Raw genomic sequence first — 22,971 nt, forward strand, 5'->3', positions numbered from 1 at the left:
CCGGCGATCCGTCGGAACGTGACGCGAACGGTCGGTCCCGCAAGGGCGGCATCATTGACTCCCGTCGCCGTCAGACCGTATCGCGAGCCGAACCGCGTCCGCGAGCGCGTTCACCCGGGCGACGTGTTCGTACGATCCGTCCCGGACCCCGTTCGTAACGTAGGCGAAGCCGATGTTCTTCTCGGGATCCGCCCACCCCACGCTACTGCCGAGTCCGGCGTGGCCGAACACGCGCTCGGGCGAGAGCGTTCCGTAGGGTGCGACCGTCGTGCCACCCTTCCAGAAGCCGAGGGCGAACCGTCCCTCCCGACCGAGGGTTCCGTCCGCGTCCGTCTCGGCCTCGAGTGCCGTCATCCGTTCGACGGTCTCGGGCGAGAGGAATTGCGTGCCCTCGAGTTCCCCGTCGTTGGCGAGACAGGCGTAGAAGCGGGCCATGTCGCCGGCGGTCCCGATGCCGTTGGCGGCGGGGATGACGGCCCGATGAATTTCCTCCAGGTTGAACGGCTCCGCGACTTCGGCGTTCTTCCCGAGTCCTTCGCCCGGATCGCGACAGCGATCGAACGGCTCGAAGCCGACCAGCGTCGCGACGTCGTCGGGTTCGTCCTCCCGTAGCCCGATGCCGGTGTCGGCCATTCCGAGGGGGTCGAACACGCGCTCGCGGGCGGCTTCCTCGATCGGCGTCCCCGACACCCGACGAACGAGTTCGCCGACCAGCCAGCCGAACGTGAGGGCGTGGTAGGCCGGCTGTTCGCCCGGCGGGAAATTCGGCTCCATCGACTCGAGGTGCTCGACCACGGCGTCCCAGTCGCTCCAGCGCTCGGGCCGGTCGTCGAGTTCGCTCTGGTTGAGTCCGGCGGTGTGGCTGAGCACCTGTCGGACGGTGATCTCGGCTTTCTCGGTTCCCTCGTCGGCGAACTCGGGCCAGTGCTCGACGACACGGTCGTCGTACGCGAGTTCGCCTTCGTCGACGAGCGAGTGCAGCGTCGCGGCCGCGTACGGTTTCGTACAGGAAAAGAGGAGGTGACGCTGGTCGGCCGTCTCCTCGTCGCCGTCCGGTCCGGTCGTGCCGCCCGCGAGGTCGAGCACTCGTTCGCCGTCGACGTAGACTGCCAACTGGGCACCGTGGTGGAGGCCGACCGCGAGATGGCGATCGAACAGATCGGCGATCCGTTCTCGAGCAGTATCGTCAATCAGTGGCATACCACACGACTTCAGGGGAAGGACCGTAATCGTTCCGTTCAGAGATTCGTCTGTAGCTGCTGAAACGAATTGTACGCTGATCACAGAGCCATCATGCGATTAGGTGTGCAGTGACTTTCAGCAACGACTATCGCTTTGATCGGGTGAAACGCCGCAGACGGCGAGATACGTTACGTCTCCGGCCGAACCGCCGCTCGAGCCTAATCGCTCGGCTGAGAGTCGGGCCGGTACGACCGACTGACGACCTTCCAGGTTCCGGTCTCGAACCGGTAGTAGGTGACGGCGGCGGGCACGAACGTCTCGAGGATCAAGGCGGCGTACAGCGCCTCGATGCCTAGTGGCGTGATGGCCTCGAGATACGGAATCGGGACCGAGACGGCCCCGAGGAAGGCGATAGGGAGCGCAAAGAGGTACAGACCGAGTACTTGCCCGTAGAACGGCCAGCGGGTGTCGCCGCTGGCGCGGAGCGGACCGGTCGCGCCGCCGCTGATGCCGCGGAAGACGACGCTGACGCAGGCGACGGCGATGAACGTCGTCACGAGCGGCAGGATCGACGGGTCGTCCACGAAGACGCGGCCCACCTGCTCGGCGAAGACGAAGACGAACGTCGCGCTGACGAGGTAGACGCTGGTGCCGAACCAGAGCACTTCCCGGCCGTACGTGTCGGCGTCCCGTTCGTCGCCGGTGCCGAGTTCCTGTCCGACCAGACTGCTCGAGGCGAGCGAGAAGCCCCAACCGGGCGTGTCCATCAGGTCCCGGACGCGGCGGGCGACGACGTAGGCGGCGAGGACGTTCGGGCCGAACAGCGCGACGATCGCGAGCATCGGGAACTGTGCGCCCCGCCGAGCGACGTTCGTAAAGACCAGCGGCGTGCCGATGCTGAGAACGTCGCGGATATCGCTGACCGACGTCAGCGGCCACGCGAGGCTGACCGCGACGGGGAATTCGCCGATCAGCGGCAGACGACCGAACGCGAAGCCGGTGACGAACGCGACCAGCACGAGGACGTTCGCGACGACCGTGCCGATCGCCGCGCCGACGACGCCCATCCCCAGTCCGAAGATAAGCGCCGCGTTGAGTCCGACGTTGACGATTGCACCGCTCGCACGGAGCACCATCGGCGTCCACGCGTCGTCGGCACCGACGAGCGTTCGACTCCCGATGAGATTCAGCGCTGCGAACGGCACGCCGATGGCGACGACCCGGAGGTAGTCCGCGCCGTAGGCGATCGACGCGCTATCGCTCCCGACGAGCGCGATCAGTCCCTCGGGAACCATCCAGTACAGCGCGGCCAGCGGGAGCGTGATCGCGGCGACGACGACCCCGCTCGTCGTTACCGCAAGCGAGAGGCTTTCGGCGGTACCGCCGGTGTAGCGCTGGGAGACTAAGCCGATCGTGGCGCCGGCGATTCCGCCGCCGAAGCCGAACGCCAGCCCCCAGTAGGGCGTCGCGAGTCCGATCCCAGCGATCGCTGCCGGTCCGAGCGCGATCCCGACCATCGCGACGTCCGCCGCGGACTTGGACATCCGGGCGAGGCCCGTCATGATCCGCGGCCAGGCGAGGTCGGTCGTGCGCTCGGCGCGTCGCGGATCGATCACCCCGAACCGCCCGAGGAGGTAGCCGACCGCGAGCAGGAGCCATCGGAACGGATTCGGAAGATCGCTCCATCGAAAAGACACGAACGCGAATTCAGTTTCTGGCAATAAAGGACTTGATATCGGCGAATACACCGAGAGATGTTCGCATTTTCTCGGTATTTTACACCATGATCGTTCATCGGGGTTGCGAGATGTCCGTCCGTGACACACGCTCATCGGTTCATCTCGTGTCTCCGCTTCGTCGGCGGAGTCGACCGACGTTTTTACCCCCGGCGCGCCAACTGCGGGTATGGAACGCAAGGAGTTTCGCGATCTCGCATCCCCCGACGAGGCGCGCGAGGCGATCGACTCGCTCTCGCTCGAGGGCGGCATCGACCGCGTCTCGCTCGAGGCGGCCCGCGGCCGGGTGCTCGTAGCGCGACTGGACGCCGAACTCGACGTCCCGGGGTTCGACCGGGCGAGTTTGGACGGCTACGCCCTCCGAGCGCGGGACACGTTCGGGGCCGACGAAGCCGATCCGGCGCGACTCGAGGTCGTCGGCGAGGTTCACGCGGGCGAGGAGCCGTCGATCGAACTCGAGGACGGCCAAGCCGCCGAAATCTCGACCGGTGCGGTGATGCCGTCCGGCGCGGACGCGATGGTTCCGGTCGAGCGGACCGATACGGACGCTGGCGGCGACGCGGTGCTGATCCGCACCTCGGTCGCCCCCGGCGACAACGTCATGTTCGCCGGCGCCGACGTCGCCGCGGGCGAGCGCGCGCTCGGACCCGGAACGCAGATTACGCCCCGCGATATCGGCCTGCTGTCCGCACTCGGCGTCGACGAGGTGCCCGTTCGCGCGAAGCCTCGAGTCGGCATCGTCTCGACGGGCGACGAACTCGTCCGACCGGGCGGTGACCTCGAGAGCGAACGCGGCGAGATCTACGACGTCAACAGCTACACGATCGCCGCGGGGGTCGAAGACGCCGGCGGCGAGGCGGTGCTCTATCCCCACGCCGGCGACGAACAGGACGAGATGGAAGCGGTACTCAGGACCGCGGCCGACGAGTGCGACCTCGTGCTCTCCTCGGGATCGACCAGCGCGAGCGCGGTCGACGTCATCTACCGGGTCATCGAAGAGCAGGGCGACCTGCTGTTACACGGCGTCAGCGTCAAGCCGGGAAAGCCGATGCTCGTCGGTCGATTGAACGATTCGGCGTACGTCGGCCTCCCCGGCTACCCCGTCTCCGCGATGATGGTCTTTCGAACGTTCGTCGCGCCCGCGATCCGCGCGGCCGCGGGGCTGCCCGAGCCGAAGGCGGCGACGGTTTCCGGAACGCTGGCCAGACAGGAGCGCTACGACGAAGGGCGACTGCGGCTCATGCCCGTCGGGCTGGTTCAGAACGGCGACGGCGAGACGCTCGTGTATCCCGTCGACAAGGGTAGCGGCGCGACGACCAGCCTCGCCGAAGCCGACGGCGTCGTCACCGTCGACCCCGGAACCGACTACCTCGAGGCGGGCGAAGCCGTCACGGTCCAACTCTTTTCGCCGGACGTCCGGCCGCCCACACTGCTCGGCGTCGGCGAGGACGATCCGACGCTGAATCGGTTGCTCGACGGCCTCGAGAACCCCCGGTACCTGTCGGTCGGCACCCGACCCGGACTGCGACGGCTCCGGGAGGAAGTGCCGGACGTGGCCGTTGCAGCGGGGCCGCTCGACCGCGAGGTCGACGCCGACGAACTCGGCCGCTGGAGCCGCGAGTGGGGTCTGATCGTGCAGGCCGGCAACCCCCACGAACTCGAGGATTTGTCCGATCTGGTTGACCGCGACCTGCGCTTTGTCAACCGGACGACCGACTCGGGGCTGCGCTCGAGCCTCGAGGTCGCCGTCGACGATCTCGCGGCCGATCGCGACGCCGGCACGGGCGAGATTCGCGAGGCCATCGAGGGCTTCGACCTCGGACTCCGCGCCCACGAGAGTCCTGCGCGGAAGGTTATCGCAGGCGACGCCGACGTCGGCCTCGGACTCCGCCAGACGGCCGAACGGCTCGACCTCGGCTTCGTCTCTATCGGCGAGCAACCGGTTCGGGTGCTTGCAAATCCCGACCGGACGGCGAAACCCGGCGTTCGGGAACTCGCGACGGCACTCGAAGACGTGGCTGGCGACAGCTGAGAACGACCCATACGGGTCGCTGTCACCGTGTCTCGGGACGACCGCGAGCGGTCTTGCGGTCGCGGCGGAACTGACATACAGCGGTCCGTACGGAACGGCGTATCAGCGTCTCTGACACTCACGCTCGACGGAATAGCGCTTTTTACGCCAGCGCGGTGTATGTGTCACGATGTCAACGATAGCCGAGTTCCGGCTACCAGCCGCGGAGACGACACTGGGAACGGCGGTCGAGCACGCGCCCGACGCCACGTTCGAACTCGAGTCCTCGGTGTCGAAAACACGGCCGTCCCTCTGGGTATCCGGCGTCGACCGCAACACGGTCGAACGCGCCTTCGAGGCTGACTCGTCGGTCGAAGGCTACGATCTGCTCGTCGAAAGCCAGTCGCGACTGCTGTACGACGTGAACTTCGTCGACGATACGGTCCGGCTCCGGGACGAACTGCTGGCAGACGGCGGCTCCCTGCTCGAGATGTGGGGGACCGACGGCTGGTGGCAGGTCCGGGTCCGGTTTCGCAACCGAGAGGCGCTCGTCGAGGCCCACGACCGACTCGAGGACGCCGGAATCTCCGTTGACCTGCGGCGCGTGACCGACGTGACCGACGTTGCGGAGAACGAGACGCGGCTAACGCCCGAACAACAGGAAGCGCTCGAGGCCGCACTCGAACACGGTTACTTCGAGATTCCGCGCGGCATCTCGATGGAGGAATTGGCCGGCGAACTGGGGATTTCCCATCAGGCGCTCTCCGAGCGGTTCCGTCGCGCCTACGAGACGCTAGTCGACGACGAACTCCAACCCGCGGGAGAGCACTCGAACGCCGAGTGAGCGTGCTAAGTGAAACTGCGCGGCCAACGTTTACGACGCGGAGCGTCGTCCGTAGCCGTAGCATGCTCGAACTCTATCAGGCGGAGCACTGTCCGCACAGCGCGGACGTTCGGGAGACGCTCTCCGAACTCGGGGTCTCGTACGTGATTCACAACCCGCGGCTCCCCGGCAGCGAGGGTGGTGACGTACTCAACGAGCAAACACAGCAGATGATGACGACAATCGGCGGCGAGGACTCGATCCCGTTTCTCGTCGACACCGACCGCGAGGAAACGCTCTACGAGAGCGAGGCGATTATCGACTACCTGGAGACGAATTACGAGTAGGCAATTAGTAGCGACGAGCGCGCCGTTCAGTCGCCGGTCGAGGGAGAGGAAGAGGGAACCAGATCCCGAACGAAGATTTCGTCGGGTACGTCCGGAATTCGCGGCGGGACGACCCCGTCGCTCGAGTCGATCGTATGGCCCGTCTCGACGTGGTGCTCGATCGCCCGCCGGGACCGAACGCGGGCCGACGGCTCGTCAGTCGCGCTCGTGTGCCAGTCGCAGTTGAGGCAGTATTTCATCGCGTCTCTGCCGCTATCTCGAACTGGGGCCCTGAATTCCTTTTGGTCTCGGTCACGGCCACAGTCACGATCACGATCCGTTCGCGGGTCACGGACGAGTGCGGAAGACGATCGATTGACGGAAATCGGCGGAAATCCACCGCGAATCGATTAGAACAGCTCGTCGAACGACTGCACGCGATAGTCACCGAGGACGCACTGCCCGCGGCGTTCGTGGCCGACTCGCTCGACGTGGATCGCGTCGAGACCGGCGTTCCAGGCCGCCCCGACGTCGCACGCGCCGTCGCCCGCGAGCACGCCCCGATGGCCGTTGTGGCCGACGCCGAGATCGTCCATGACGGACTGGACGGGGTCGGGATCCGGCTTCCAGCCCGTCTGCTCGGTACAGCACAGGCGCGCGTCGAACCAGTCGTGGATGTCGAGATGGTCGAGGACCGGTTCACAGAGGAACTCCTGACAGTGTGTCACCAACCCGACCGGGAACTCGAGTTCGGCGACGAACTCGGCGTCCTCGTGGAGGTAGGTCTGTTCGGCCCGCACCAGCGGATCCTCCTCGTCGTGGAAGGCCGTCCAGAACTCCTGTGGATCGATACCCCACTCCTCGAGCTGTCGGTCTCGAGAGCCCGAGAGACCGCTCCAGATGATATCCGCCTCCTGGTCGGTAAACTCGCGACCGAGACGGTCGCCGACCCGGTCGAACACGTCTCGAGTGTACGACCACTCGACGTCGACGAGGGTCCCGTCGAGATCGAGCAGCCAGAAATCGTACTCGCCGTTCATCGGACACTGATCTTCGGCCGGCTCGAGTAAAGATGTGTCGCCCGTCTGCTCACGGTACACGACGAACCCTCCCGATCACGATTTGTCGGTCACCCTGATGCTCGAGCCCAGATACTTCGAGAGGACCTCGGAGACGTTCTCGGCGTTGAACGCCTCGAGATCGTCGGCGATCGCGTCTTTGAACGCTGCGAAGTACTCCTGATCGACCTGTAGTTCGCGAAACGAGGCCGACTCGACCGGCTCGCCGAGCCACTCCGCCGCGAGCTGGCAGCCGTACTCCGGGTCGCCCAACTCGCCGCGCCAGAGGGTGTCCCGGAAGAACAACCACCCCTCGCTACCAGGCTCCGGAGCTTCGCGGAAGACGGTTACCGTCGCCTCGGCCGACGACGGCTCGAGCCGAACCGACGGCTGGTCGGGCTCGAGTCGGACGTCGGCGGTGAAGACGTACTGGGCCTCCATCAGCGTGGCTCAGGCGTCTCGCTCGGATTCGATCAGCTCCGCCATTTCGGTGTCAGCCTCCGTAATCCCGCCTTCTTCGTGGGAGGTCAGCCGGATCTCGACTTCCTCGTATCGAATGATGATCTCGGGGTGGTGAAACTGCGACTCCGCGATCTCGCCGACCATCTGTGCGAAGTTGACGCCGCGGAGGTAGTCGTCGAACTCGTAGATCCGGACGATTTCGTCGCCCTCACGCGACCAGTCGTCGGGGAGTTGCGCCTCGATCTCGTCGTCGGAAAGTAGGTCAGCCATAATCGCCCGGACGGAACGCAATCAGATAATGATTGTGCCCTGCAGAGTCGCCACACGGGTACTGTCCGCCTCGATCGGTGCCGTCGCCGATTCTCCACGACTCGTGGCGACTGGGTTCGGAATCGTGCACCGACGATCCGGAACCACCGACAAGGACTTATCGACGAGCGGAGTACGTGCTGGCACTGTAATGTGTGACCGGTCAGGAAATTGCTCGAACGACCAAACGTGCCAGCTCGTTCTCCGACATGAGCATACCGGGATCGAAACGACCGAGTATTACTGCAAGGCACACCTCGTCCTTCGGATCTGGGAAGTCGAAGCCGACGACAAACTCGATATCGTCGACGCGACAAAGCTCTGGCACTGATACGGACCGCTGTACCGAGTTATCGGTGTACTCACGGACGCCCGTGAGTGGGCCGGTACCGACGTACGGGAGACCGTATGACTGGCGTTAGCTCCCGACCCGAGCACGACCCTGGCGCCGACGGCTACCACGCTGATCTCGTTTTACCGCCCGAACAGTACGGCGCTCGCGCTCGCGGAGTACCGGTACAACGCAGAATCGCCGTGCTGCACTACACCCGTTCCTCGCTAATCGTCATCGGCCGTTTCGAGTCGCGTCTCGGAAGCCTGCGCGGCGGCGTTCAGCGGCGGTGCCAGCGGCCCGTCGTCGCCACCGAAGTCGGGATCGAACAGCTGAAGGGCGGTGTTGATGGTGCTCCAGTCGTCTTCCGCCGCCGCTTCGCGTAAGCTCTTGGTCGGCGGCGCGAGCAACTGGTTGACCAGCGCGTCGGCCATCGCCTCGACGACCTCGCGTTGCTCCGCGGAAAACCCGTTGCCCTCGAGCTGTGACAGCGCGGTCTCGAGTTCGCGTTGCTTGATCCGGTCGGCGGATTCGTACATCGCGGCGATCACTTCGTCCGCACGAGCGCGTTTGTACTGCTCACAGAGCAGGTCGAACTCGCGGTCGATCATCCTCTCGACCTCGCGGGCCGCGTCGGCGCGTTGCTCACGGGTTTCCTGGGTGATCGACTCGAGATCGTCCAGATCGTAGACGACGACGGTCGACAACGCGTCGGCGGCTGGCGCAACGTCGCGTGGCTGGCCGAGGTCGACGACGACTCGTTCGGGGTCGTCATCGGACGTGGTGGTTTCCGTCTCTGTCTCCGTCTCCGTCTCCGTCTCTGTCCCCGCCTCTGGACGCGCTTCGCCATCGGCCTCGAGCTGGCGCGGTCCGAGGACCGGTTCGTCGCTGCCGGTTGCCGCGACGACGACGTCCGCCTCGCTCGCTATCGTATCGAGTGCAGACAGCGGTGCGGCGTCGGCGTCGGCGTCCAGTTCGGTCGCGAGATGTTCGGCGTGAGAGACCGTTCGATTAACGATCACCAGTTCGTCGACGCCGGAGTCCGCGAGACTGCGAGCGGCCAGTTGGCCCATCTCGCCGGCACCGACGACGAGCGAGGTCGCCCCCTCGAGGGAGACGTCCCGTGCCGCGAGCTTCGTCGCGGCCGAGCCCAGCGAGACGACGCCTTCGTTGATCTCGGTCTCGGTACGGGCGCGTTCGCCGACGTGAATGGCTTTCGTCACGGCGGCCTCGAGCATCTCGCCGATCCCACCCGCGTTGCGGGCGTCCTCGTAGGCTGTTCGCACCTGCCCGATGATCTGATCTTCGCCCAGGACGACGGACTCGAGTCCCGCCGCAACGGAGAGGAGATGGCGCAGGCTCTCGTCGTGGTCGTTGCGGACGACGGCGTCGTCGTCGACCGATGCGAAAAATTCCTCGAGTGCGGCCCGGCCGACGGCCGCGTCGCTGGCGACCACGTAGGCTTCGACCCGGTTGCACGTCGAGAGCACGTACGCCTCCTCGATGTCCGGGACCGAGAGCAGGTCGGTGACGCCGGCTTGCTGGCTTTCGGGACTGGCAGCGGCGAGATCGTCGACGCTCCCGCTCTCGTGGGTTACGCACGCAGCGGTTACGACTCCGGCTGGAATCACGGCTGACCACTCCCGCTAGATAGGTCCTCACGCAGCACGTCCTCAATCACTTGCCCACAGTTGGAAGTACCCGCACGTAAAGCTGTCCAAACCGCCGGACTATTGACGACATCGGTGACGATCTCGCGACGGCGCTCGGGATCGACCTCCCGCGATTTGAGTTCCCGTCGCAGCGCCGCACAGACCGTCGCCATCTCGCCCGCTCCGTCGAGCGTGTCCTCGAGTTCCCGGCGGAGAAACTTGCTCAGCGCGGGCGCGGTTCCGCCCGTCGCGACCGCGACCACGACGGGATCGTCGCGGACGGTCGCGGGAACGACGACGCTACCGGGATCGCGCTCCCCCGATCGGTCGGCGCGGTTGACCAGAACGCCGCGTTCCCGAGCGGCGTCGGCGACGGCCGCGTTGACCGGTTCGTCGTCCGTCGCCGCGACGACCAGCGCGGGTGTCGTCCGCTCGAGCCAGTCGCCGATGTCGTCGGGCTCTGGTGCGGCCCGAATCAGTTCGCTCCCGCCGAAATCGCGATCCGCGAAGGCGGGGCTGACGACGAGCACCGTTGCTTCGCGAGCGAACCGGCGGGCCTTCCGGGCGCCGACTGGCCCGCCGCCGAAGACGAGCACCGTCGCATCCGTGAAATCGTGCAAGAGCGGAATCATTCTAAGCGGTGGAGTCGAACAAAGACGAGCGCTCGACGAGTGTCTTCAGTCCCCTCTGACGCCGGTAACCTCGTACCCGAGCTCTCGGATGCCCTCGAGGATCGCCTCGTGATCGGCGCTGGCTTCGTAGTAGATGACGATATCGAAACTCCCCTCTCGCAGCAGTTGCTGACACTCCCAGACGAACGCCTCGTCGTCGAGCGTGAGTCCCTGGTGCTGGTTCGAGGAGAAGTCGGAGTCGTCGTTACCCGAGTAGACGTAGCAGTCTTTTGGATCGTGCCCGGAGTGCTCTGCGATGAGGTCGCCGACGTCGATCGTCGCCTGCATCATCTGGACATCCTCGCTGCCGTCGTAGGTCGTGTGGACGACCGCGCCGTTGAGTTCGATCTCGCCGGGTTCGAGCAGTGCTTTGGTTCGGTGATAGAGGTCGTCGTCGATCGCGTCTGCCATTGGTTGGAACCAGCAGGTCCGAACGGATAGCCGTCACGATTTTATGAACGGCTGTTGAGTGTCAGATAGTATCACGATCCCAGATGACACACAAGACACATAGGCGATGATGACCTTTGCCCGGACAATGAAGCGGTGGTTTCGTCAGCGCGTCGATGCAGCCTACGAGAAAGTACTCTCACGGGAAGTTTCCGGCGCGCCGACCCACGTTGCGGTGATCCAAGACGGAAATCGACGATACGCCCGTCGCAAAGGCGGTGACGCTCCCGACGGCCACCGTGCAGGCGCTGAAACGACCGAGGACGTCCTCAACTGGTGTCAGGATATCGGGGTCGAAGAGTTGACGCTGTACGCGTTCTCGACCGAAAACTTCGACCGGCCGGACGAGGAAAACGAAGCGCTGTTCGATCTCCTCGAAACGAAACTCCACGAGTTCGCCGACGCTGACCGCGTCCACGAGAACGAAGTCGGAATCCGGGCGATCGGCGAAATCGAGATGCTTCCCGAGCGAGTCCAAGACGCCGTCGACTACGCCGAACGACGGACACGCGACTACGATCAGTTCGTCCTCAACATCGCGCTCGCGTACGGCGGCCGGTCGCGACTCCTCGAGGCCACCCGCGGAGTCGCCAGCGAGGTCGAGTCCGGGAGCCTCGAACCCGACGAAATCGACGTCGAAACCATCGAGGAGCGACTGTACGACCAGCCGGTTCGCGACGTCGATCTGATCATTCGACCCGGCGGCGAAGAGCGAACGTCGAACTTCCTGCCGTGGCACGCCAACGGCAACGAGGCGGCCGTCTTCTTCTGTACGCCCTACTGGCCGGAGTTCTCGAAGACCGACTTCCTCCGGGGGATTCGAACCTACGAGTCCCGCGAGGAATCCTGGCGACGAACCCGGGCCCGGCGAGCGATCGCCCTGCTCGGCGCTATCAGCGACCCCGAACTCGCCGAAGCGCAGTCGGTCGTCGATCGGTTCCGCGATTCGTTGCCGACGGCCGAACAGCCCGATCCGGAAGAGTTAGAGGCCGACGGCAGTCAGGTCGACGGAGTCGATTCCGGCAGTCGGGTTGCCGACTGATGCCGGCGGCGACAAGAGCGATCCGTTTTGCGGTCCCGCCTACTCTCACAGAGCGAGTCCCCGCCGTACTCACCAAAAGACTTACCACTCAGTAATACAACATTATTAGCCATGGCAGAGGCTCATATTCGCATCGATGTCAGTCGGCTCGCACGGCTGACGGGCCTCGAATTCGAGGCAGCCGCCACACTCCTCGGAACTCGTCGCACCCGGACTACGCTTTACGTCCTCTCGAGGTGTGACTCACCGGTCACCATCGATCGATTGGCGAGAGCAATTGCTCGTCGTAGCACTGGCACTGACACAGACACCGATCCGTCGTCCGCTCGTCTCTCGCTCGTCCACGTTACGCTCCCGAAACTCGAGGATTACGGCGTTATCGAATACGAGTTGGCCCCAGAAACCGTTCGGGTGGACGGGCCAGTCGTCGGCCTTGAGCGACCGCTCGGAGCGGCGCCGGACGAAGCCGATGACTCCGAACCGGGGCGATCGAACCGGTCGACGGACCAACACGACGCATCGAAGTGAGCTAGCGGCCGAACCGTCGCGACCGATTGCAGTACTCCCGAACCGCGCGCAGGAAATCTCGCTTGCGGAAATCACGCCAGTTGACGTCCGTGAAGTACAGTTCCGAGTAGACCGACTGCCAGATCATAAAGTCCGAAAGCCGCTCCGCGCCGGTCTTGATGACGAGATCAGGCTCGGACGGGAAGACGAGATGGTCTTCGACCCGTTCGTCGTCGATCTCCTCCGGTTCGAGGTCGCCGTCGGCGACGCTCTCGGCGAGCGTCTGCACCGCGCTGGTGAACTCGTGCTTTCCGCCGAGGCCGATCCCGATTCGGATCGGCGCATCCGCTCGCGCCCGGTCTTCAGGGCCGCGAACGGCTACGTCTCGAGGAGCGTCGATCGTCTCGAGTTCGCGTCGCAGAGCCGGAACCGCCGCCGCGTCGAGGACGCTCACGTAGACGGTGACCTGCGACGCGTACTCGAACGCCCACGCGAAGAAGTCCGTCAGCGTCTCGTAGGCTCCGCGCTCGAGGAGATCCCGTTCGGTAATCACGAGGGCGACGTGATCGGGCGTCTCGGCGTCGTAGCGGCGAATCCGGAGCGCAAGATACCGTTCGTACAGTCCCACGCGCTTGAGTTTCCCGGTCCGGTGTGATACGGGTTACGGGTTCGATCCGTTCGCGGGAGGCCACCTCCGTCGTCACGGTCGCTCGACCGTCGGTCGACGAACGATCTGAACGATCTGTATCCTATCCAGCGCCGTTGAGAGCAGTGAGAACGGCCGCGGCGCGGTTCACGAACCTTCAAGTGAACGCCACAGAAAGGACTCGGTATCGTGACAGCACCCGTCCGGCGAGCCGGCGTGTTTGCGCTCCTCTGTACGCTCGCACTCGCCGTGCCACTCGGTGGCCCCTGGACCGGGGCTGCGATCGCCGCCGTCGTGTTCCTCGGCGCGTTCCTCGTGACCGACGGTCCCATCTTCGATCTCCTCGCGTATCCGAGCGACTACGAGGGCGGGCGTCTCTACGGCCTCATCACGTTCGTCCTTGCGGCGGTCACCCTCGGACTTATCGCGGTAACGGCGTCGCTGTCGATCGCGGTCTTCGTCGGCACCGTCCTCCTCATCGGATACGGCAACGTCGCGGAGCAACTCGCTCGCCGCCGAACCGACCACGACGTCGCGCTCGTTGCCGTCTTCTGTCTCGTCGCGACCGCCGCCGCCGTCTTCGGGCAGGGGGTGACACACTGGCTCACCGAGCGCCCCGCCCCCCTCGAGCCGATCGGGTCCGCGCTCCCGACGATGCTCTTTCTCGGCGCGAGCGGCGCGTTGCTCGCCGCCTTGCTCCGTGACGTCCTGTTATCCCACGACGACCCGATCGTCATGCTCTCGGTCGGCCTGCTCTGTTGGCTGCTCGCCGAACTCGAGCCGGCGATCGGCGCAGCCGGTATCCTCGCCGCACTCGTCGTCACGGTCGTGCTGGGCTACGTCTCCTACGCGCTCGAGACGGCCTCGATCGCGGGGATGCTCACGGGGATCCTGCTCGGCCTGCTGACGATCGTCCTCGGCGGCTACGGCTGGTTCGTCGTCCTCATCTCGTTTTTTGCCATCGGCGGCCTCTCCTCGAAGTTCCGGTACGAACAGAAGGAATCGATGGGCGTCGCCGAGGACAACAACGGCGCCCGCGGCAGCGGTAACGTACTCGGCAACGCCGCCGTCGCGATCGTCGCCGTGCTGGGCTACGCGGCAAGTTCCGCAACCCTGCTCCCGGGCGATCCCGACCCCAGCCTGTTTCTCTTCGCCTTTACCGGCTCCGTCGCCACCGCGATGAGCGACACGCTCTCGAGCGAGATCGGGAGCGTCTTCGAAACGCCGCGGCTGATCACCACCTTAGAGCCCGTCGAACCCGGAACCGACGGTGGGGTGACCTGGCAGGGCGAGGTCGCCGGCATCGCCGGTGCAATCGTCGTCGCCGGCATTTCCTACGTCCTCTTTCCGGAAGTCGCCGTCGTCGGCGCGGGGATCATCGTCGCCGCCGGCGTCGTCGGCATGACCGTCGATAGCATTCTCGGGGCGACCCTCGAAGGGACCGTCCTCGGCAATCAGGGCGTGAACTTCCTCGCGACGCTCTCCGGCGCGCTGGTCTGTGCGTTGCTGGTGCTGTCGTTTGCAGTGCTCGGGTGACCGTCCCCAGATAGCGATCTCGAGTGGCGCCGTCACCGGCCGACCGTTACGTTCTCTGTGACTGATCGGAGCCAGTTACGTTCGCCGCGGCAAGCAGCATGCGGAGGCAGGCGCCGAGAAAACTGATTCTATTCGATGAAAATACCAGATTCGTATGAGCGGACGAGGATCAGCCGGAGTCCGGCGCCGTCTCGGCGATGTCGTCGATCGCGTGAATCCGAACGTCGGTCGGCCGCTTCGTGAACTGGCCGAGCGAACGCGCAATGATCAGATCGACGCCGCGATCCGCCGCCAGGTCGAGCAGTCGCTGTGAGAGGATCTCGTCGAGCACGACTGTCTTCGGTGCCGGCTCGAGGGACTCGAGGGCGTCGTAAGCGTTGGCCACGTCGGTTTCGTCGATCGTCTCAGTATCGGCGTCGAGAAAACGGACGCGTTCGGTTCGGTCGCGGATGACGACCGAGGCGTGGCCGTAGACTGTTTCCGGCGCTGGGGAGACGGCGGACTCGCTCGTTTCCGCGGTCTCTAGTTCGGCGGTCTCGGCGGCTGCTGACTGGGCGTTCGACTGTACGACGGAGTCGCTTTCGCTCTCGGAGACCGCTTGGTCGGGGTCGGGGACGGTAGCATCGGGAACTGGGGTCGCCGGACTGGTCTTGGGTGTCGAATCGGAAGCACCGTCGGCCGTAGGGGAGTCGACATCGGCGTTTCGGTTGTGACTGTGATCACGATCACGATCGCTGTCGGTCGGTGCCGGTGCCGGCGTCGAACTACCGTCGGTCGCGGCGACGGCCTCGCGCGGCTCGTTCATCCCCGAAACGGTGTCGTAGGGGACCTTGTTCCGCAGCGCGGCGAACAGTTCGTGGTGGTCGAGTTCTTCGACGGAGGTGTCCGACGGCGCAAAGGCGACGTAATCGATCTCGCCGACCTGCGAGAGTTCCTCGAAGATGAGGTCGCCGCCGCGGTCGCCGTCGAGGAAGGCCGTGACGGTGCGGTGGCGAGTGAGTTCGGCGACGGCGTCGGGAACGTTCGTCCCTTCGACCGCGATGGCGTTTTTGACGCCGTACTTGAGGAGCGTGAGCACGTCCGAACGACCTTCGACGACGATGATCGCGTCGCTGTCCGTGACCCGCGGGCCGGCCGGAAGCCCCTCGTACTCGGTGATATCCTCGACGCGGACGTGCTGGCGAACCTCCGCGAGGATCTCCTCGGAACTCATCACGGAGTCGTCGAACCCCGTCCGGAGCAGTTCCGTCGCCCGATCGACGACCTCCTTTCGTTTCGCCGCCCGGACGTCCTCGATCTCGCGGACCTCGAGGGTAGCCCGACAGGGACCGACCCGGTCGATCGTCTCGAGGGAAGCCGCAAGCGTCGCGGTCTCGACCTTGTCGAGGCTGGTCGCGATGGTGACGTGACCGTGTGACTGGCCTTTGGTGCTGGTTATTTCGACGTCGATGCGGCCGACTTTGCCCGACTGACGGAGGTCGCGGAGATCGAGTTCGTCACCGAGTAGCCCTTCGGTCTGGCCGAAGATAGCGCCGACGACGTCGCTCCGCTCGACGACTCCGTCAGCCGTGGCGTTCGCGTGGATGAGGTATTTCGAGGTGTCTTCCATGGGAGATCAGTCCCCGTGAGAGGCGGTCCCACAAACGAGGGACCGAAACGGTTTATGTAGATTTTGGATCGTGACGGGGAAATAGCTGTTGACCTGTCGGCAAACGCGGGGCGATCAGTACGCCGGTCGGTACCAGTACCAGTAGAGCGTGGCGAGAGTCAGGACGACCAGTCCGCCGAAGAAGAACAGGAGGCCGGGTGGGATCGTTGCGAAGACGGCCTCGGCCGCTTCGACGCTTCCGTCAGTCGCGTGCTCGGTCGAGTCCGCGCCGGTAGCCGAGGGGTCGCTATCGAGGGCCACATCGTCGGCGGCGTCGGCGTCGGCGTCAGCGTCAGCGTCCTCGGCAGTTTCGGCTTCGTCTTCCGCTTCGTCGGAATCGGTCGTTTCCGTCTCGAAACCGCTGGCCTCGTCCTCGTCGGCGGACGAGTCGTCCACATCGTCGGGCTCACCCGCATCGTCCCCATCCTCCACACCGGCCGGAGCCGCCTCCGCCGCCGACGAGTCCGTCGCCGACTCCGCCCATCGTGTGAGTCCGTGCTGTACCAGCAGGCTTCCGCCAGCAAGCGCACCGAGGCCGCCGACGAACCGCGAGAGCGCCTCGCGGAGGCGACTCGCCGTCGAGTCGTCGCTCGTGACGATCAGTGGCCCGTCCGTCGCCGCGTAGACGCTCATCTCGTTGCCCCGCGAGGAGTACCACGTGTCGACCACCTCGATGAGGCCGGCTTCCTCGAGGTTCTCCAGATGATAGCGGACGTTCTGGATCGAGGAATCGATCGCGTCGGCGACGTCGCTCGGCGTCCCGGGTTCGTTCTCGAGTCGCGCGTAGATCTGTCGGGCGGTCGTCGACGAGAGGGCGCTGAAGACCGCGTCGGCGTCCTCGCCCTCGAGGTCGACGATGCGCGGGTGGCCCTCGTTTTCGGCGGGCTCGGAACGGAACGGGAACAGCCGGGCCATGTCAGTTCAAGTTGCATTCGCCTGCGAATACCTATACGCTTTTTCCTCCCTGAAAGAGCCATTTTACCTTTCGAAACCGCTGACTTCGATCGCTCTCTGTCGGGCGAATTCGATCGGTTGGGCCCGGTACACGAGCGAAGACGACATCACGGTGACATCGACGAGAACGAACGGCGACTCGAGCAGTCCGGTAAGTGCTTGCGGCGAGAACGGAACGACTGAAAACCCCCGACAGCGGGAGACCGGATCGCACCAAGCCAACCGATAACAGAATCTCTTCAATAGCCATCGTTGAAGGGAAACGGTTACCAACGTCGCGCCGAACCACCGGATATGCGCCGTCTGGAACTCGCAGGCTGGATCGTGGTCGCGATCGTCGTAAGCGGGCTCGCGATCCCGTGGTTTCTCTGGGGTGACGCGACGCTCGTCGCCGGCCTGCCGCTGTGGCTCTGGTGGCACATCGGCTGGATGGGACTGACGTCGATCGTCTTCTGGCTCTTCGCACGGCGAGCCTGGGGGATCGGTATCGAAACCAACTCGGGAGACTCGAGCCCCGAACAACCCCCACAATCGACCACTGGAGGTGAGCGGCCGTGACCCTCACGCTCCAGCTCGGGATCATCGTCGGCTACCTGATTCTGGCGCTGCTCATCGGGCTAGTCGCTTACCGGCTGACCGACCGCACCGCGGAGGACTTCTACCTCGCGAGCCGAACGCTCGGAACGATCGTCCTACTCTTTACGACCTTCGCAACCTTGCTGTCGGCGTTTACGTTCTTCGCCGGCCCGAACATCGCCTACGCGCAGGGCCCCGAGTGGGTGCTCGTCATGGGGCTGATGGACGGGATCATCTTCGCCGTCCTCTGGTACGTCATCGGCTATAAGCAGTGGCTGCTCGGGCGACAGTACGACTACGTCACGCTCGGCGAGATGCTCGGCGACCGGTTCGCTTCGAGACGCCTTCGCGGACTCGTCGCCGGCGTCAGTCTGCTCTGGCTCTTTCCGTACGTGATGCTCCAACAGGTCGGAGCCGGGACCGCGCTACAGGCGCTCACCGAAGGCGCCGTACCCTACGCCGTCGGTGCCGGACTGATCACCGCGTTCATGATCCTCTACGTCGTCGTCGCGGGAATGCGCGGGATCGCCTGGACCGACACCCTGCAGGGCGCGTTCATGCTCGTCACCACCTGGATCGCGCTCGTTTGGGTACTCGTCGCCGTGGGCGGCCCCGGTAGTGCAACGTCGGCGCTCGCCTCGAGCGAGGAGACCGCTCACTTCCTCTCGCTGGGCAGCGATTACTACACGGCCCAGTGGATGCTCTCGACCGCGATCACGATCGGCTTCGGCGTCGCGATGTTCCCGCAGGTGAACCAGCGCTTTTTCGCCGCCGGATCGAAGACGGTGCTCAAGCGTTCGTTCGCGCTGTGGCCGATCCTCTGCGTACTGTTGTTCGTCCCGTCGTTCATGCTCGGGGCGTGGGCCCGCGGGCTCGACGTGGCGATTCCGGAGGGCGATAACGTCCTCCCCGCGGTGCTCGCCGAGTACACGCCCGTCTGGTTCGCCGCGCTCGTCATCGCCGGCGCGATGGCCGCGATGATGTCCTCTTCGGACTCGATGCTGCTCTCGGGGTCGTCGTACTTCACTCGAGACCTCTACCGGCCGTTCGTCGAGCAATCGATCTCGGAGCGGCGTGAAGACCTGCTGGCCCGCGTCGGCGTCGTGCTCTTCGCGACGGCGTCGTTCGGCGCGAGTCTTGTCAACCCGGCGACGCTGTTCGAACTCGGCGACGCGGCGTTCAGCGGCTTCGCCCAACTCGCGTTGCCCGTGATCGTCGCGCTGTACTGGCGGCGGACGACTCGAGCGGGTATCACGGCCGGCATCCTCGTCAGTCAGGCGTTCTACCTCTCGAGTCTCTTCCTCGCGACCGTTCCGAGTTCCTACGCGGGCTGGACGGCCGGTCTCGTCGGGATGGGCCTCGGCCTCGTCGTCACCGTCGCCGTTTCGTTGGTGACGACGCCGGCGGCCGACGAACGGCGAGCGATCTATTTCGACGGGTTGGGCGCGGACTGACCGTCGGCAGTCCATCCCGTCCGTGCTCGGTCACGAGCGCCTTGCCAGTGGCACCGGGACTTAGTAGCTCCCCGGCGTGGCCCCGCACATGGAACTTGACCTCGACGGTAACAGCGCACTGGTAACGGCCTCCTCGAGCGGTCTCGGTTTCGCGAGCGCGCAGGCGCTCGCCGAGGAGGGGGCGAACGTGATGCTCTGTGGACGCGACGAGGAGCGACTCGAAGAGGCTCGCGCTGAAATCGCGGAGACGGCGACAGGGGACGTCCGAGCTACGCCGACCGACGTCACGGACCCCGACGAGGTTTCCCGCCTCGTCAGCGAGACGGTCGACGCCTTCGGCGGCCTCGATCACCTCGTCACCTCCGCCGGCGGGCCGCCGAGTACGACGTTCCTCGAGACGGACGAACAGGACTGGTACCAGGCCTACGACCTGCTGGTGATGAGCGTCGTCTGGACCGTCGAGGAAGCGCACGAGCACCTGATCGAATCCGAGTACGGCACGATCACCTGCATTACGTCCCGGACGGTCCGGGAGGTCGCGGACGGCCTGTTGCTCTCGAACGCCGTGCGTCGGGGCGTGATCGGACTCGTGAAGACGATTTCGCGGGAGTTCGCACCCGAAGTCCGCGCGAACGCGGTGCTGCCGGGAACGATCGAAACGCCTCGCATCGAGGAACTGATCGAGGCCAACATCGAGCGCGGCGTCTACGAGGACTACGAGGAGGGGCTGGCGGAACTCGCCGACGAAATCCCGATGGACCGAATCGGCGAGCCCCGCGAGTTGGGAGCTATCGTGGCGGTGCTTTCGAGTCCGCGCTCGAGTTTCGTCAACGGCGTCGAACTGCCGATCGACGGCGGGCTGTTACGGAGTTAGACGGAACTGCGAGCGAGCGCGAGCCGGTTTCACACGAGCCGAAACAGGCCCGCGAGGCCGACGAGCAACAGCAACGCGGGCACCACTCTGAGCGCCACGTTGCGCGACGGGAGCAGTCGCGCCTTGTTCGACCAGTTGACGACCGAACTCGCGATCTGGACGGGTCCGAGGAGGTCACGTCGCCCTAACGGCTCGGCGGTCGCCACGATCCCCTCGGCCCAGTCGAAAAACGGCCGTAGATCCGGATGGTCGCGACTCTCTCGAGTCATCTCGAGGCCCAGTTCGACGTTGTACTCGAAGGCGACCTGCGTGATGTTCGCGGAGCCGACGATACACCGCGGGTTCGGGCCGTCGCGAATGTAGAGCTTCGCGTGGAGGCCGCGGGGCCGTTTGTACAATCGCACCTGCTCGCGGTCGTCGAGCGCCCAGAGGTCGCGGGCGATGCGGGCCGAAAACTGGTCGGAGGCGGGGCCGACCACCGAGATCAGCACGTTGTCCCGGGAGCGCTCGAGAAACGAGACGATATCGTCACGGATCGCCAGATACCCCTGGTAGGTGAAATAGCCGCTGACGAGATATATCGTCCCGTCACCGGCGAACAGATCGGCCAGCGCGTCCTGAACTCGGCGGTCAGCGTCGTTCGTTCCCAATAGCCCGACCGCCGGATCGACCTCGAATTCGGGTATCGGCGACGTGTTCATCGCTGTAGCGTTTCCCACCGGTCGTTATGAATTTCGTGTGTTGGGTCTCGAGCGAGAACGCGGAGCGGTCAGTCGTCCGTCTCGAGGACGATCGGCCGGTGATCGGACAGCTGGACGTTCAGGACATCGCATCGGTCGACGTCGACGCTCGGCGAGCAACAGAACAGGTCGAGACTGCGCGAGGAGACGAACAGATCGTCGAACGGCCGCGCCGGAACGGTCTCGCCGGGGACCCGCGTCTCGAGCCCGGCACGGTCGGTGAAGGCACCCAGCTCGTCGGCCCCGTCGAAGGTGTTGAAGTCTCCGGTCACGATCACGTCCCGCCCCTCGGCTCGCTCGGTCACCAGCTCGGCGAGCTGACGGAGCTGCCGCCGCCTGCTCCGACCGCCCAACGAAAGGTGGACGACGAACAGGACCGTCTCGGGGGCAAGCGACACCTCGAGCACCAGTCGTTTTCGGCCGGCCGACAGGTAGTGGGTGGTCGTCCGGCGATCCGACCGCGAGAGCACGGCGTTTCCGAGGTAGCCGAAGAACGGCAGCGATCCGACGATTCCGCCGTCCCCGTACTTGTTGGCGACGTTGCCCCTGTAGGACAGCCCTCGTTCGGCGAGGGTATCGACGAGTGTTCGAAACTGCCCGTCGGTGACCGTCCGGTGAGATCCGCGGTCGACCTCGAGGAGCGAAACGACATCGGGGCGCTCGCGCTCGATCACCGAGACGAGTTGGTCGAGTTTTTGCCGTTCCACGTCGGTGTCGCCGAGCAGCGAGCCGATCGGTGGCGGGACGTAGCCCCAGCAGACGTTCTGATAGCCGAGCAGATAGCCCGCGTTACAGGAGAGGATTTTCATGGCACGTGGAGCGTCGAGCCTCGCGTCGAACGTCTCGAGGACTCGTTCGGTCGTATTCGGTGAGTGTCGGATATAACTATTACTCTGCCGGGGGTGGGGGAGCCGTCGACAGTCGAGTACGTCCCGACTTCGGGTGGCAGATCCGCTCACTCATTTTTCACGAAGCGCCTCGAGCGTCTCGAACGCGGCCGTCCGCAGCTGATCGCCGAGGGCTTCCCGCCGTTCCGGGCCCGCGTTTTCCTGCAGGAACAGCGACTCGAGAAACGCGACCAGATTGACGGCGCGGTACGCGAGGCGTCGGCGCTCGAGGTCCTCGGGAAGGGGCCGAACGGATTCGTAGCCCGTCCGAAACGCGCGAGCGGCGGCCTCGGAGACGTCGTCGCACGCCTCGAAGTACGGCATCACCGTTCGCCAGTAGTCGTACTCGGCCGGTGCGACGAACGCGTGTTCGAAGTCGATCGCCGCGGTAACTTGACCATCGACGTGGACGAGATGATCGGGGTGGATATCCCCGTGACAGAGTACGGGCTCGCCAGCGCCATCGAAAGCGTTCGGGTTATTTTTCAGAAACCGATCGACGGCGTCCACGACGGCACCGTAGCCGAGCGGAGCCAGAAACGCACGGTGGAACGCGAGGCGTTCCCGCGCGGCATCGATCCAGTCGTCGTGCGCCTCGAGTTCGAGACCCGAGGGACCGTCTCGAGGCCGACCGAAGCCGTCGAACTCCCCGGTCGTGTCGGCGTGGAGCGTACCGAGCCAGCGGCCCGCGGCGCGAGCCCATGTCGGTTCGACCGTCGCCGTTGACCGGTCGATATCGTCGTCCCACGTCGTGAGGTAGTGATCGGTACCGATAGCGAGTACGTCCGGAACCGGCGCCGACGCGTTCGACGAGACGTAGTCGTGGACGCGCCCTTCGTCGGCCGCGTGCCCTCGCGGATGATCGTCGATTTTGAGAACCGATCGTCTGCCGTCGAGTCGAACTTCGTACACCCGGTAGGGCGGAACGTCGTGGAGTTCGCGGACGACCGTGCCGTCATCAGCGTACTGTGCAAGCGTCGTTTCGATCTTCGATTTCATCGGTGGAAGCCGCTGACGGGCGGTGGCCGACCGGGCCAGCACGGCGCTGCCGCTCCGGTCAGAACGGAGTCGGAAGAGACGTTCTCGAGAGCGGAAC

The 22,971-nt window shown here is 65.2% G+C and carries 25 protein-coding genes; 10 read left to right on the forward strand and 15 right to left on the reverse strand.

All coding sequences use genetic code 11. The features are described 5' to 3' along the window. Positions 1 to 51: 51 nt before the first annotated feature. The gene (locus tag GS429_RS20780) at positions 52 to 1,200 is read right to left on the reverse strand and encodes a serine hydrolase domain-containing protein (protein ID WP_160067803.1); all 1,149 of its coding nucleotides are present in this window, start codon (positions 1,198 to 1,200) and stop codon (positions 52 to 54) included. A 200-nt stretch (positions 1,201 to 1,400) separates the two neighbouring features. Beyond that, on the reverse strand, positions 1,401 to 2,879 hold the full coding sequence (locus GS429_RS20785) for an MATE family efflux transporter (protein WP_328821519.1): 1,479 nt from the start codon (positions 2,877 to 2,879) through the stop codon (positions 1,401 to 1,403). 208 nt (positions 2,880 to 3,087) lie between these two features. Here GS429_RS20785 and GS429_RS20790 point away from each other — a divergent pair, with 208 nt between their 5' ends. From GS429_RS20790 to GS429_RS20800, 3 genes are all read left to right on the forward strand, one after another. Continuing rightward, positions 3,088 to 4,950 carry a molybdopterin biosynthesis protein gene (locus tag GS429_RS20790; RefSeq protein WP_160067805.1) on the forward strand — a complete coding sequence of 621 codons (1,863 nt, stop codon included), beginning with the start codon at positions 3,088 to 3,090 and terminating at the stop codon, positions 4,948 to 4,950. A gap of 169 nt (positions 4,951 to 5,119) precedes the next feature. After that, on the forward strand, positions 5,120 to 5,773 hold the full coding sequence (locus tag GS429_RS20795; RefSeq protein ID WP_160067806.1) for a helix-turn-helix domain-containing protein: 654 nt from the start codon (positions 5,120 to 5,122) through the stop codon (positions 5,771 to 5,773). Positions 5,774 to 5,835: 62 nt separating this feature from the next. Beyond that, positions 5,836 to 6,099, forward strand: coding sequence for a glutathione S-transferase N-terminal domain-containing protein (locus tag GS429_RS20800; protein ID WP_160067807.1), 264 nt, complete (start codon positions 5,836 to 5,838; stop codon positions 6,097 to 6,099). Between the two features lie 26 nt (positions 6,100 to 6,125). Here the strand turns inward: GS429_RS20800 and GS429_RS20805 are convergent, their stop codons facing one another. From GS429_RS20805 to GS429_RS20820, 4 genes are all read right to left on the reverse strand, one after another. After that, positions 6,126 to 6,338: a hypothetical protein gene (locus GS429_RS20805; protein ID WP_160067808.1), complete on the reverse strand. Its 213-nt coding sequence runs from the start codon at positions 6,336 to 6,338 to the stop codon at positions 6,126 to 6,128. A 150-nt stretch (positions 6,339 to 6,488) separates the two neighbouring features. After that, positions 6,489 to 7,118: an HAD family hydrolase gene (locus GS429_RS20810; RefSeq protein ID WP_160067809.1), complete on the reverse strand. Its 630-nt coding sequence runs from the start codon at positions 7,116 to 7,118 to the stop codon at positions 6,489 to 6,491. Positions 7,119 to 7,193: 75 nt separating this feature from the next. Further along, positions 7,194 to 7,577, reverse strand: coding sequence for an LWR-salt protein (lwrS, locus tag GS429_RS20815; RefSeq protein ID WP_160067810.1), 384 nt, complete (start codon positions 7,575 to 7,577; stop codon positions 7,194 to 7,196). Positions 7,578 to 7,586: 9 nt separating this feature from the next. Next, positions 7,587 to 7,868, reverse strand: coding sequence for a 4a-hydroxytetrahydrobiopterin dehydratase (locus tag GS429_RS20820; RefSeq protein WP_160067811.1), 282 nt, complete (start codon positions 7,866 to 7,868; stop codon positions 7,587 to 7,589). Positions 7,869 to 8,058: 190 nt separating this feature from the next. Here GS429_RS20820 and GS429_RS20825 point away from each other — a divergent pair, with 190 nt between their 5' ends. Further along, positions 8,059 to 8,238, forward strand: a complete 180-nt coding sequence (locus GS429_RS20825) for a hypothetical protein (protein WP_160067812.1) — start codon at positions 8,059 to 8,061, stop codon at positions 8,236 to 8,238. 227 nt (positions 8,239 to 8,465) lie between these two features. Here the strand turns inward: GS429_RS20825 and hemA are convergent, their stop codons facing one another. From hemA to GS429_RS20840, 3 genes are read right to left on the reverse strand one after another with little or no spacing between them, the layout of a single operon-like run. After that, complete coding sequence (gene hemA / locus GS429_RS20830) at positions 8,466 to 9,869, reverse strand: glutamyl-tRNA reductase (RefSeq protein WP_328821520.1); 1,404 nt, start codon at positions 9,867 to 9,869, stop codon at positions 8,466 to 8,468. Further along, complete coding sequence (locus GS429_RS20835; protein ID WP_160067813.1) at positions 9,866 to 10,522, reverse strand: precorrin-2 dehydrogenase/sirohydrochlorin ferrochelatase family protein; 657 nt, start codon at positions 10,520 to 10,522, stop codon at positions 9,866 to 9,868. The genes hemA and GS429_RS20835 overlap by 4 nt, the downstream gene beginning before the upstream one ends. Positions 10,523 to 10,567: 45 nt before the next feature. After that, positions 10,568 to 10,972 (reverse strand): DUF5778 family protein, encoded by a 405-nt coding sequence (locus tag GS429_RS20840; protein ID WP_160067814.1) that lies wholly within the window; start codon positions 10,970 to 10,972, stop codon positions 10,568 to 10,570. 127 nt (positions 10,973 to 11,099) lie between these two features. Here GS429_RS20840 and uppS point away from each other — a divergent pair, with 127 nt between their 5' ends. Both uppS and GS429_RS20850 read left to right on the forward strand, forming a co-directional pair. Next, positions 11,100 to 12,053, forward strand: coding sequence for a polyprenyl diphosphate synthase (gene uppS, locus GS429_RS20845; protein WP_160067815.1), 954 nt, complete (start codon positions 11,100 to 11,102; stop codon positions 12,051 to 12,053). 111 nt (positions 12,054 to 12,164) lie between these two features. Continuing rightward, positions 12,165 to 12,581: a DUF7344 domain-containing protein gene (locus GS429_RS20850; protein ID WP_160067816.1), complete on the forward strand. Its 417-nt coding sequence runs from the start codon at positions 12,165 to 12,167 to the stop codon at positions 12,579 to 12,581. A 1-nt stretch (position 12,582) separates the two neighbouring features. Here GS429_RS20850 and GS429_RS20855 read toward each other — a convergent pair whose 3' ends face one another. Then, positions 12,583 to 13,188 (reverse strand): undecaprenyl diphosphate synthase family protein, encoded by a 606-nt coding sequence (locus GS429_RS20855; RefSeq protein WP_328821521.1) that lies wholly within the window; start codon positions 13,186 to 13,188, stop codon positions 12,583 to 12,585. Between the two features lie 207 nt (positions 13,189 to 13,395). Between GS429_RS20855 and GS429_RS20860 the strand changes: the two genes are divergently transcribed. Further along, a complete protein-coding gene (locus GS429_RS20860; RefSeq protein ID WP_328821522.1) occupies positions 13,396 to 14,742 on the forward strand; it encodes a DUF92 domain-containing protein in 1,347 nt (448 codons plus the stop codon). A gap of 169 nt (positions 14,743 to 14,911) precedes the next feature. On the opposite strand, the gene dnaG is transcribed toward GS429_RS20860, so the two are convergent. Together dnaG and GS429_RS20870 are read right to left on the reverse strand one after the other, a co-directional pair. Continuing rightward, positions 14,912 to 16,351, reverse strand: a complete 1,440-nt coding sequence (dnaG, locus tag GS429_RS20865; RefSeq protein ID WP_160067818.1) for a DNA primase DnaG — start codon at positions 16,349 to 16,351, stop codon at positions 14,912 to 14,914. A gap of 114 nt (positions 16,352 to 16,465) precedes the next feature. Continuing rightward, positions 16,466 to 17,305 carry an ArsR/SmtB family transcription factor gene (locus GS429_RS20870; RefSeq protein WP_160067820.1) on the reverse strand — a complete coding sequence of 280 codons (840 nt, stop codon included), beginning with the start codon at positions 17,303 to 17,305 and terminating at the stop codon, positions 16,466 to 16,468. A gap of 333 nt (positions 17,306 to 17,638) precedes the next feature. On the opposite strand from GS429_RS20870, the gene GS429_RS20875 reads away from it, so the two are divergent. The 3 genes from GS429_RS20875 (at position 17,639) to GS429_RS20885 (ending at position 20,248) form a co-directional block, all read left to right on the forward strand. Next, positions 17,639 to 17,902, forward strand: coding sequence for a DUF3311 domain-containing protein (locus tag GS429_RS20875; RefSeq protein WP_160067822.1), 264 nt, complete (start codon positions 17,639 to 17,641; stop codon positions 17,900 to 17,902). After that, entirely contained in the window at positions 17,899 to 19,374 is a 1,476-nt protein-coding gene (locus tag GS429_RS20880; RefSeq protein WP_328821523.1) for a sodium:solute symporter family protein, read from the forward strand. The genes GS429_RS20875 and GS429_RS20880 overlap by 4 nt, the downstream gene beginning before the upstream one ends. An 88-nt stretch (positions 19,375 to 19,462) precedes the next feature. Next, positions 19,463 to 20,248 carry an SDR family oxidoreductase gene (locus GS429_RS20885; protein WP_160067824.1) on the forward strand — a complete coding sequence of 262 codons (786 nt, stop codon included), beginning with the start codon at positions 19,463 to 19,465 and terminating at the stop codon, positions 20,246 to 20,248. Between the two features lie 29 nt (positions 20,249 to 20,277). Here GS429_RS20885 and GS429_RS20890 read toward each other — a convergent pair whose 3' ends face one another. From GS429_RS20890 to GS429_RS20900, 3 genes are all read right to left on the reverse strand, one after another. Further along, positions 20,278 to 20,949: a phospholipase D family protein gene (locus GS429_RS20890; RefSeq protein ID WP_160067826.1), complete on the reverse strand. Its 672-nt coding sequence runs from the start codon at positions 20,947 to 20,949 to the stop codon at positions 20,278 to 20,280. 68 nt (positions 20,950 to 21,017) lie between these two features. Further along, positions 21,018 to 21,797, reverse strand: a complete 780-nt coding sequence (locus GS429_RS20895; protein WP_160067828.1) for an endonuclease/exonuclease/phosphatase family protein — start codon at positions 21,795 to 21,797, stop codon at positions 21,018 to 21,020. 150 nt (positions 21,798 to 21,947) lie between these two features. Then, on the reverse strand, positions 21,948 to 22,874 hold the full coding sequence (locus tag GS429_RS20900; RefSeq protein WP_160067830.1) for a phosphotransferase family protein: 927 nt from the start codon (positions 22,872 to 22,874) through the stop codon (positions 21,948 to 21,950). Between the last annotated feature and the right edge of the window lie 97 nt (positions 22,875 to 22,971).

It is taken from the genome of Natronorubrum halalkaliphilum, assembly GCF_009834785.1.
Taxonomy (GTDB): Archaea; Halobacteriota; Halobacteria; order Halobacteriales; family Natrialbaceae; genus Natronorubrum; species Natronorubrum halalkaliphilum.

What these genes read in the sequence shown, in the direction of transcription:
- GS429_RS20780 (WP_160067803.1), bottom strand. Translation starts at nt 1,200, where the DNA reads ATGCCACTGATTGACGATACTGCTCGAGAACGGATCGCCGATCTGTTC.
- GS429_RS20790 (WP_160067805.1), top strand. Translation starts at nt 3,088, where the DNA reads ATGGAACGCAAGGAGTTTCGCGATCTCGCATCCCCCGACGAGGCGCGC.
- GS429_RS20795 (WP_160067806.1), top strand. Translation starts at nt 5,120, where the DNA reads ATGTCAACGATAGCCGAGTTCCGGCTACCAGCCGCGGAGACGACACTG.
- GS429_RS20800 (WP_160067807.1), top strand. Translation starts at nt 5,836, where the DNA reads ATGCTCGAACTCTATCAGGCGGAGCACTGTCCGCACAGCGCGGACGTT.
- GS429_RS20805 (WP_160067808.1), bottom strand. Translation starts at nt 6,338, where the DNA reads ATGAAATACTGCCTCAACTGCGACTGGCACACGAGCGCGACTGACGAG.
- GS429_RS20810 (WP_160067809.1), bottom strand. Translation starts at nt 7,118, where the DNA reads ATGAACGGCGAGTACGATTTCTGGCTGCTCGATCTCGACGGGACCCTC.
- lwrS (WP_160067810.1), bottom strand. Translation starts at nt 7,577, where the DNA reads ATGGAGGCCCAGTACGTCTTCACCGCCGACGTCCGACTCGAGCCCGAC.
- GS429_RS20820 (WP_160067811.1), bottom strand. Translation starts at nt 7,868, where the DNA reads ATGGCTGACCTACTTTCCGACGACGAGATCGAGGCGCAACTCCCCGAC.
- GS429_RS20825 (WP_160067812.1), top strand. Translation starts at nt 8,059, where the DNA reads ATGTGTGACCGGTCAGGAAATTGCTCGAACGACCAAACGTGCCAGCTC.
- GS429_RS20835 (WP_160067813.1), bottom strand. Translation starts at nt 10,522, where the DNA reads ATGATTCCGCTCTTGCACGATTTCACGGATGCGACGGTGCTCGTCTTC.
- GS429_RS20840 (WP_160067814.1), bottom strand. Translation starts at nt 10,972, where the DNA reads ATGGCAGACGCGATCGACGACGACCTCTATCACCGAACCAAAGCACTG.
- uppS (WP_160067815.1), top strand. Translation starts at nt 11,100, where the DNA reads ATGAAGCGGTGGTTTCGTCAGCGCGTCGATGCAGCCTACGAGAAAGTA.
- GS429_RS20850 (WP_160067816.1), top strand. Translation starts at nt 12,165, where the DNA reads ATGGCAGAGGCTCATATTCGCATCGATGTCAGTCGGCTCGCACGGCTG.
- dnaG (WP_160067818.1), bottom strand. Translation starts at nt 16,351, where the DNA reads ATGGAAGACACCTCGAAATACCTCATCCACGCGAACGCCACGGCTGAC.
- GS429_RS20870 (WP_160067820.1), bottom strand. Translation starts at nt 17,305, where the DNA reads ATGGCCCGGCTGTTCCCGTTCCGTTCCGAGCCCGCCGAAAACGAGGGC.
- GS429_RS20875 (WP_160067822.1), top strand. Translation starts at nt 17,639, where the DNA reads ATGCGCCGTCTGGAACTCGCAGGCTGGATCGTGGTCGCGATCGTCGTA.
- GS429_RS20885 (WP_160067824.1), top strand. Translation starts at nt 19,463, where the DNA reads ATGGAACTTGACCTCGACGGTAACAGCGCACTGGTAACGGCCTCCTCG.
- GS429_RS20890 (WP_160067826.1), bottom strand. Translation starts at nt 20,949, where the DNA reads ATGAACACGTCGCCGATACCCGAATTCGAGGTCGATCCGGCGGTCGGG.
- GS429_RS20895 (WP_160067828.1), bottom strand. Translation starts at nt 21,797, where the DNA reads ATGAAAATCCTCTCCTGTAACGCGGGCTATCTGCTCGGCTATCAGAAC.
- GS429_RS20900 (WP_160067830.1), bottom strand. Translation starts at nt 22,874, where the DNA reads ATGAAATCGAAGATCGAAACGACGCTTGCACAGTACGCTGATGACGGC.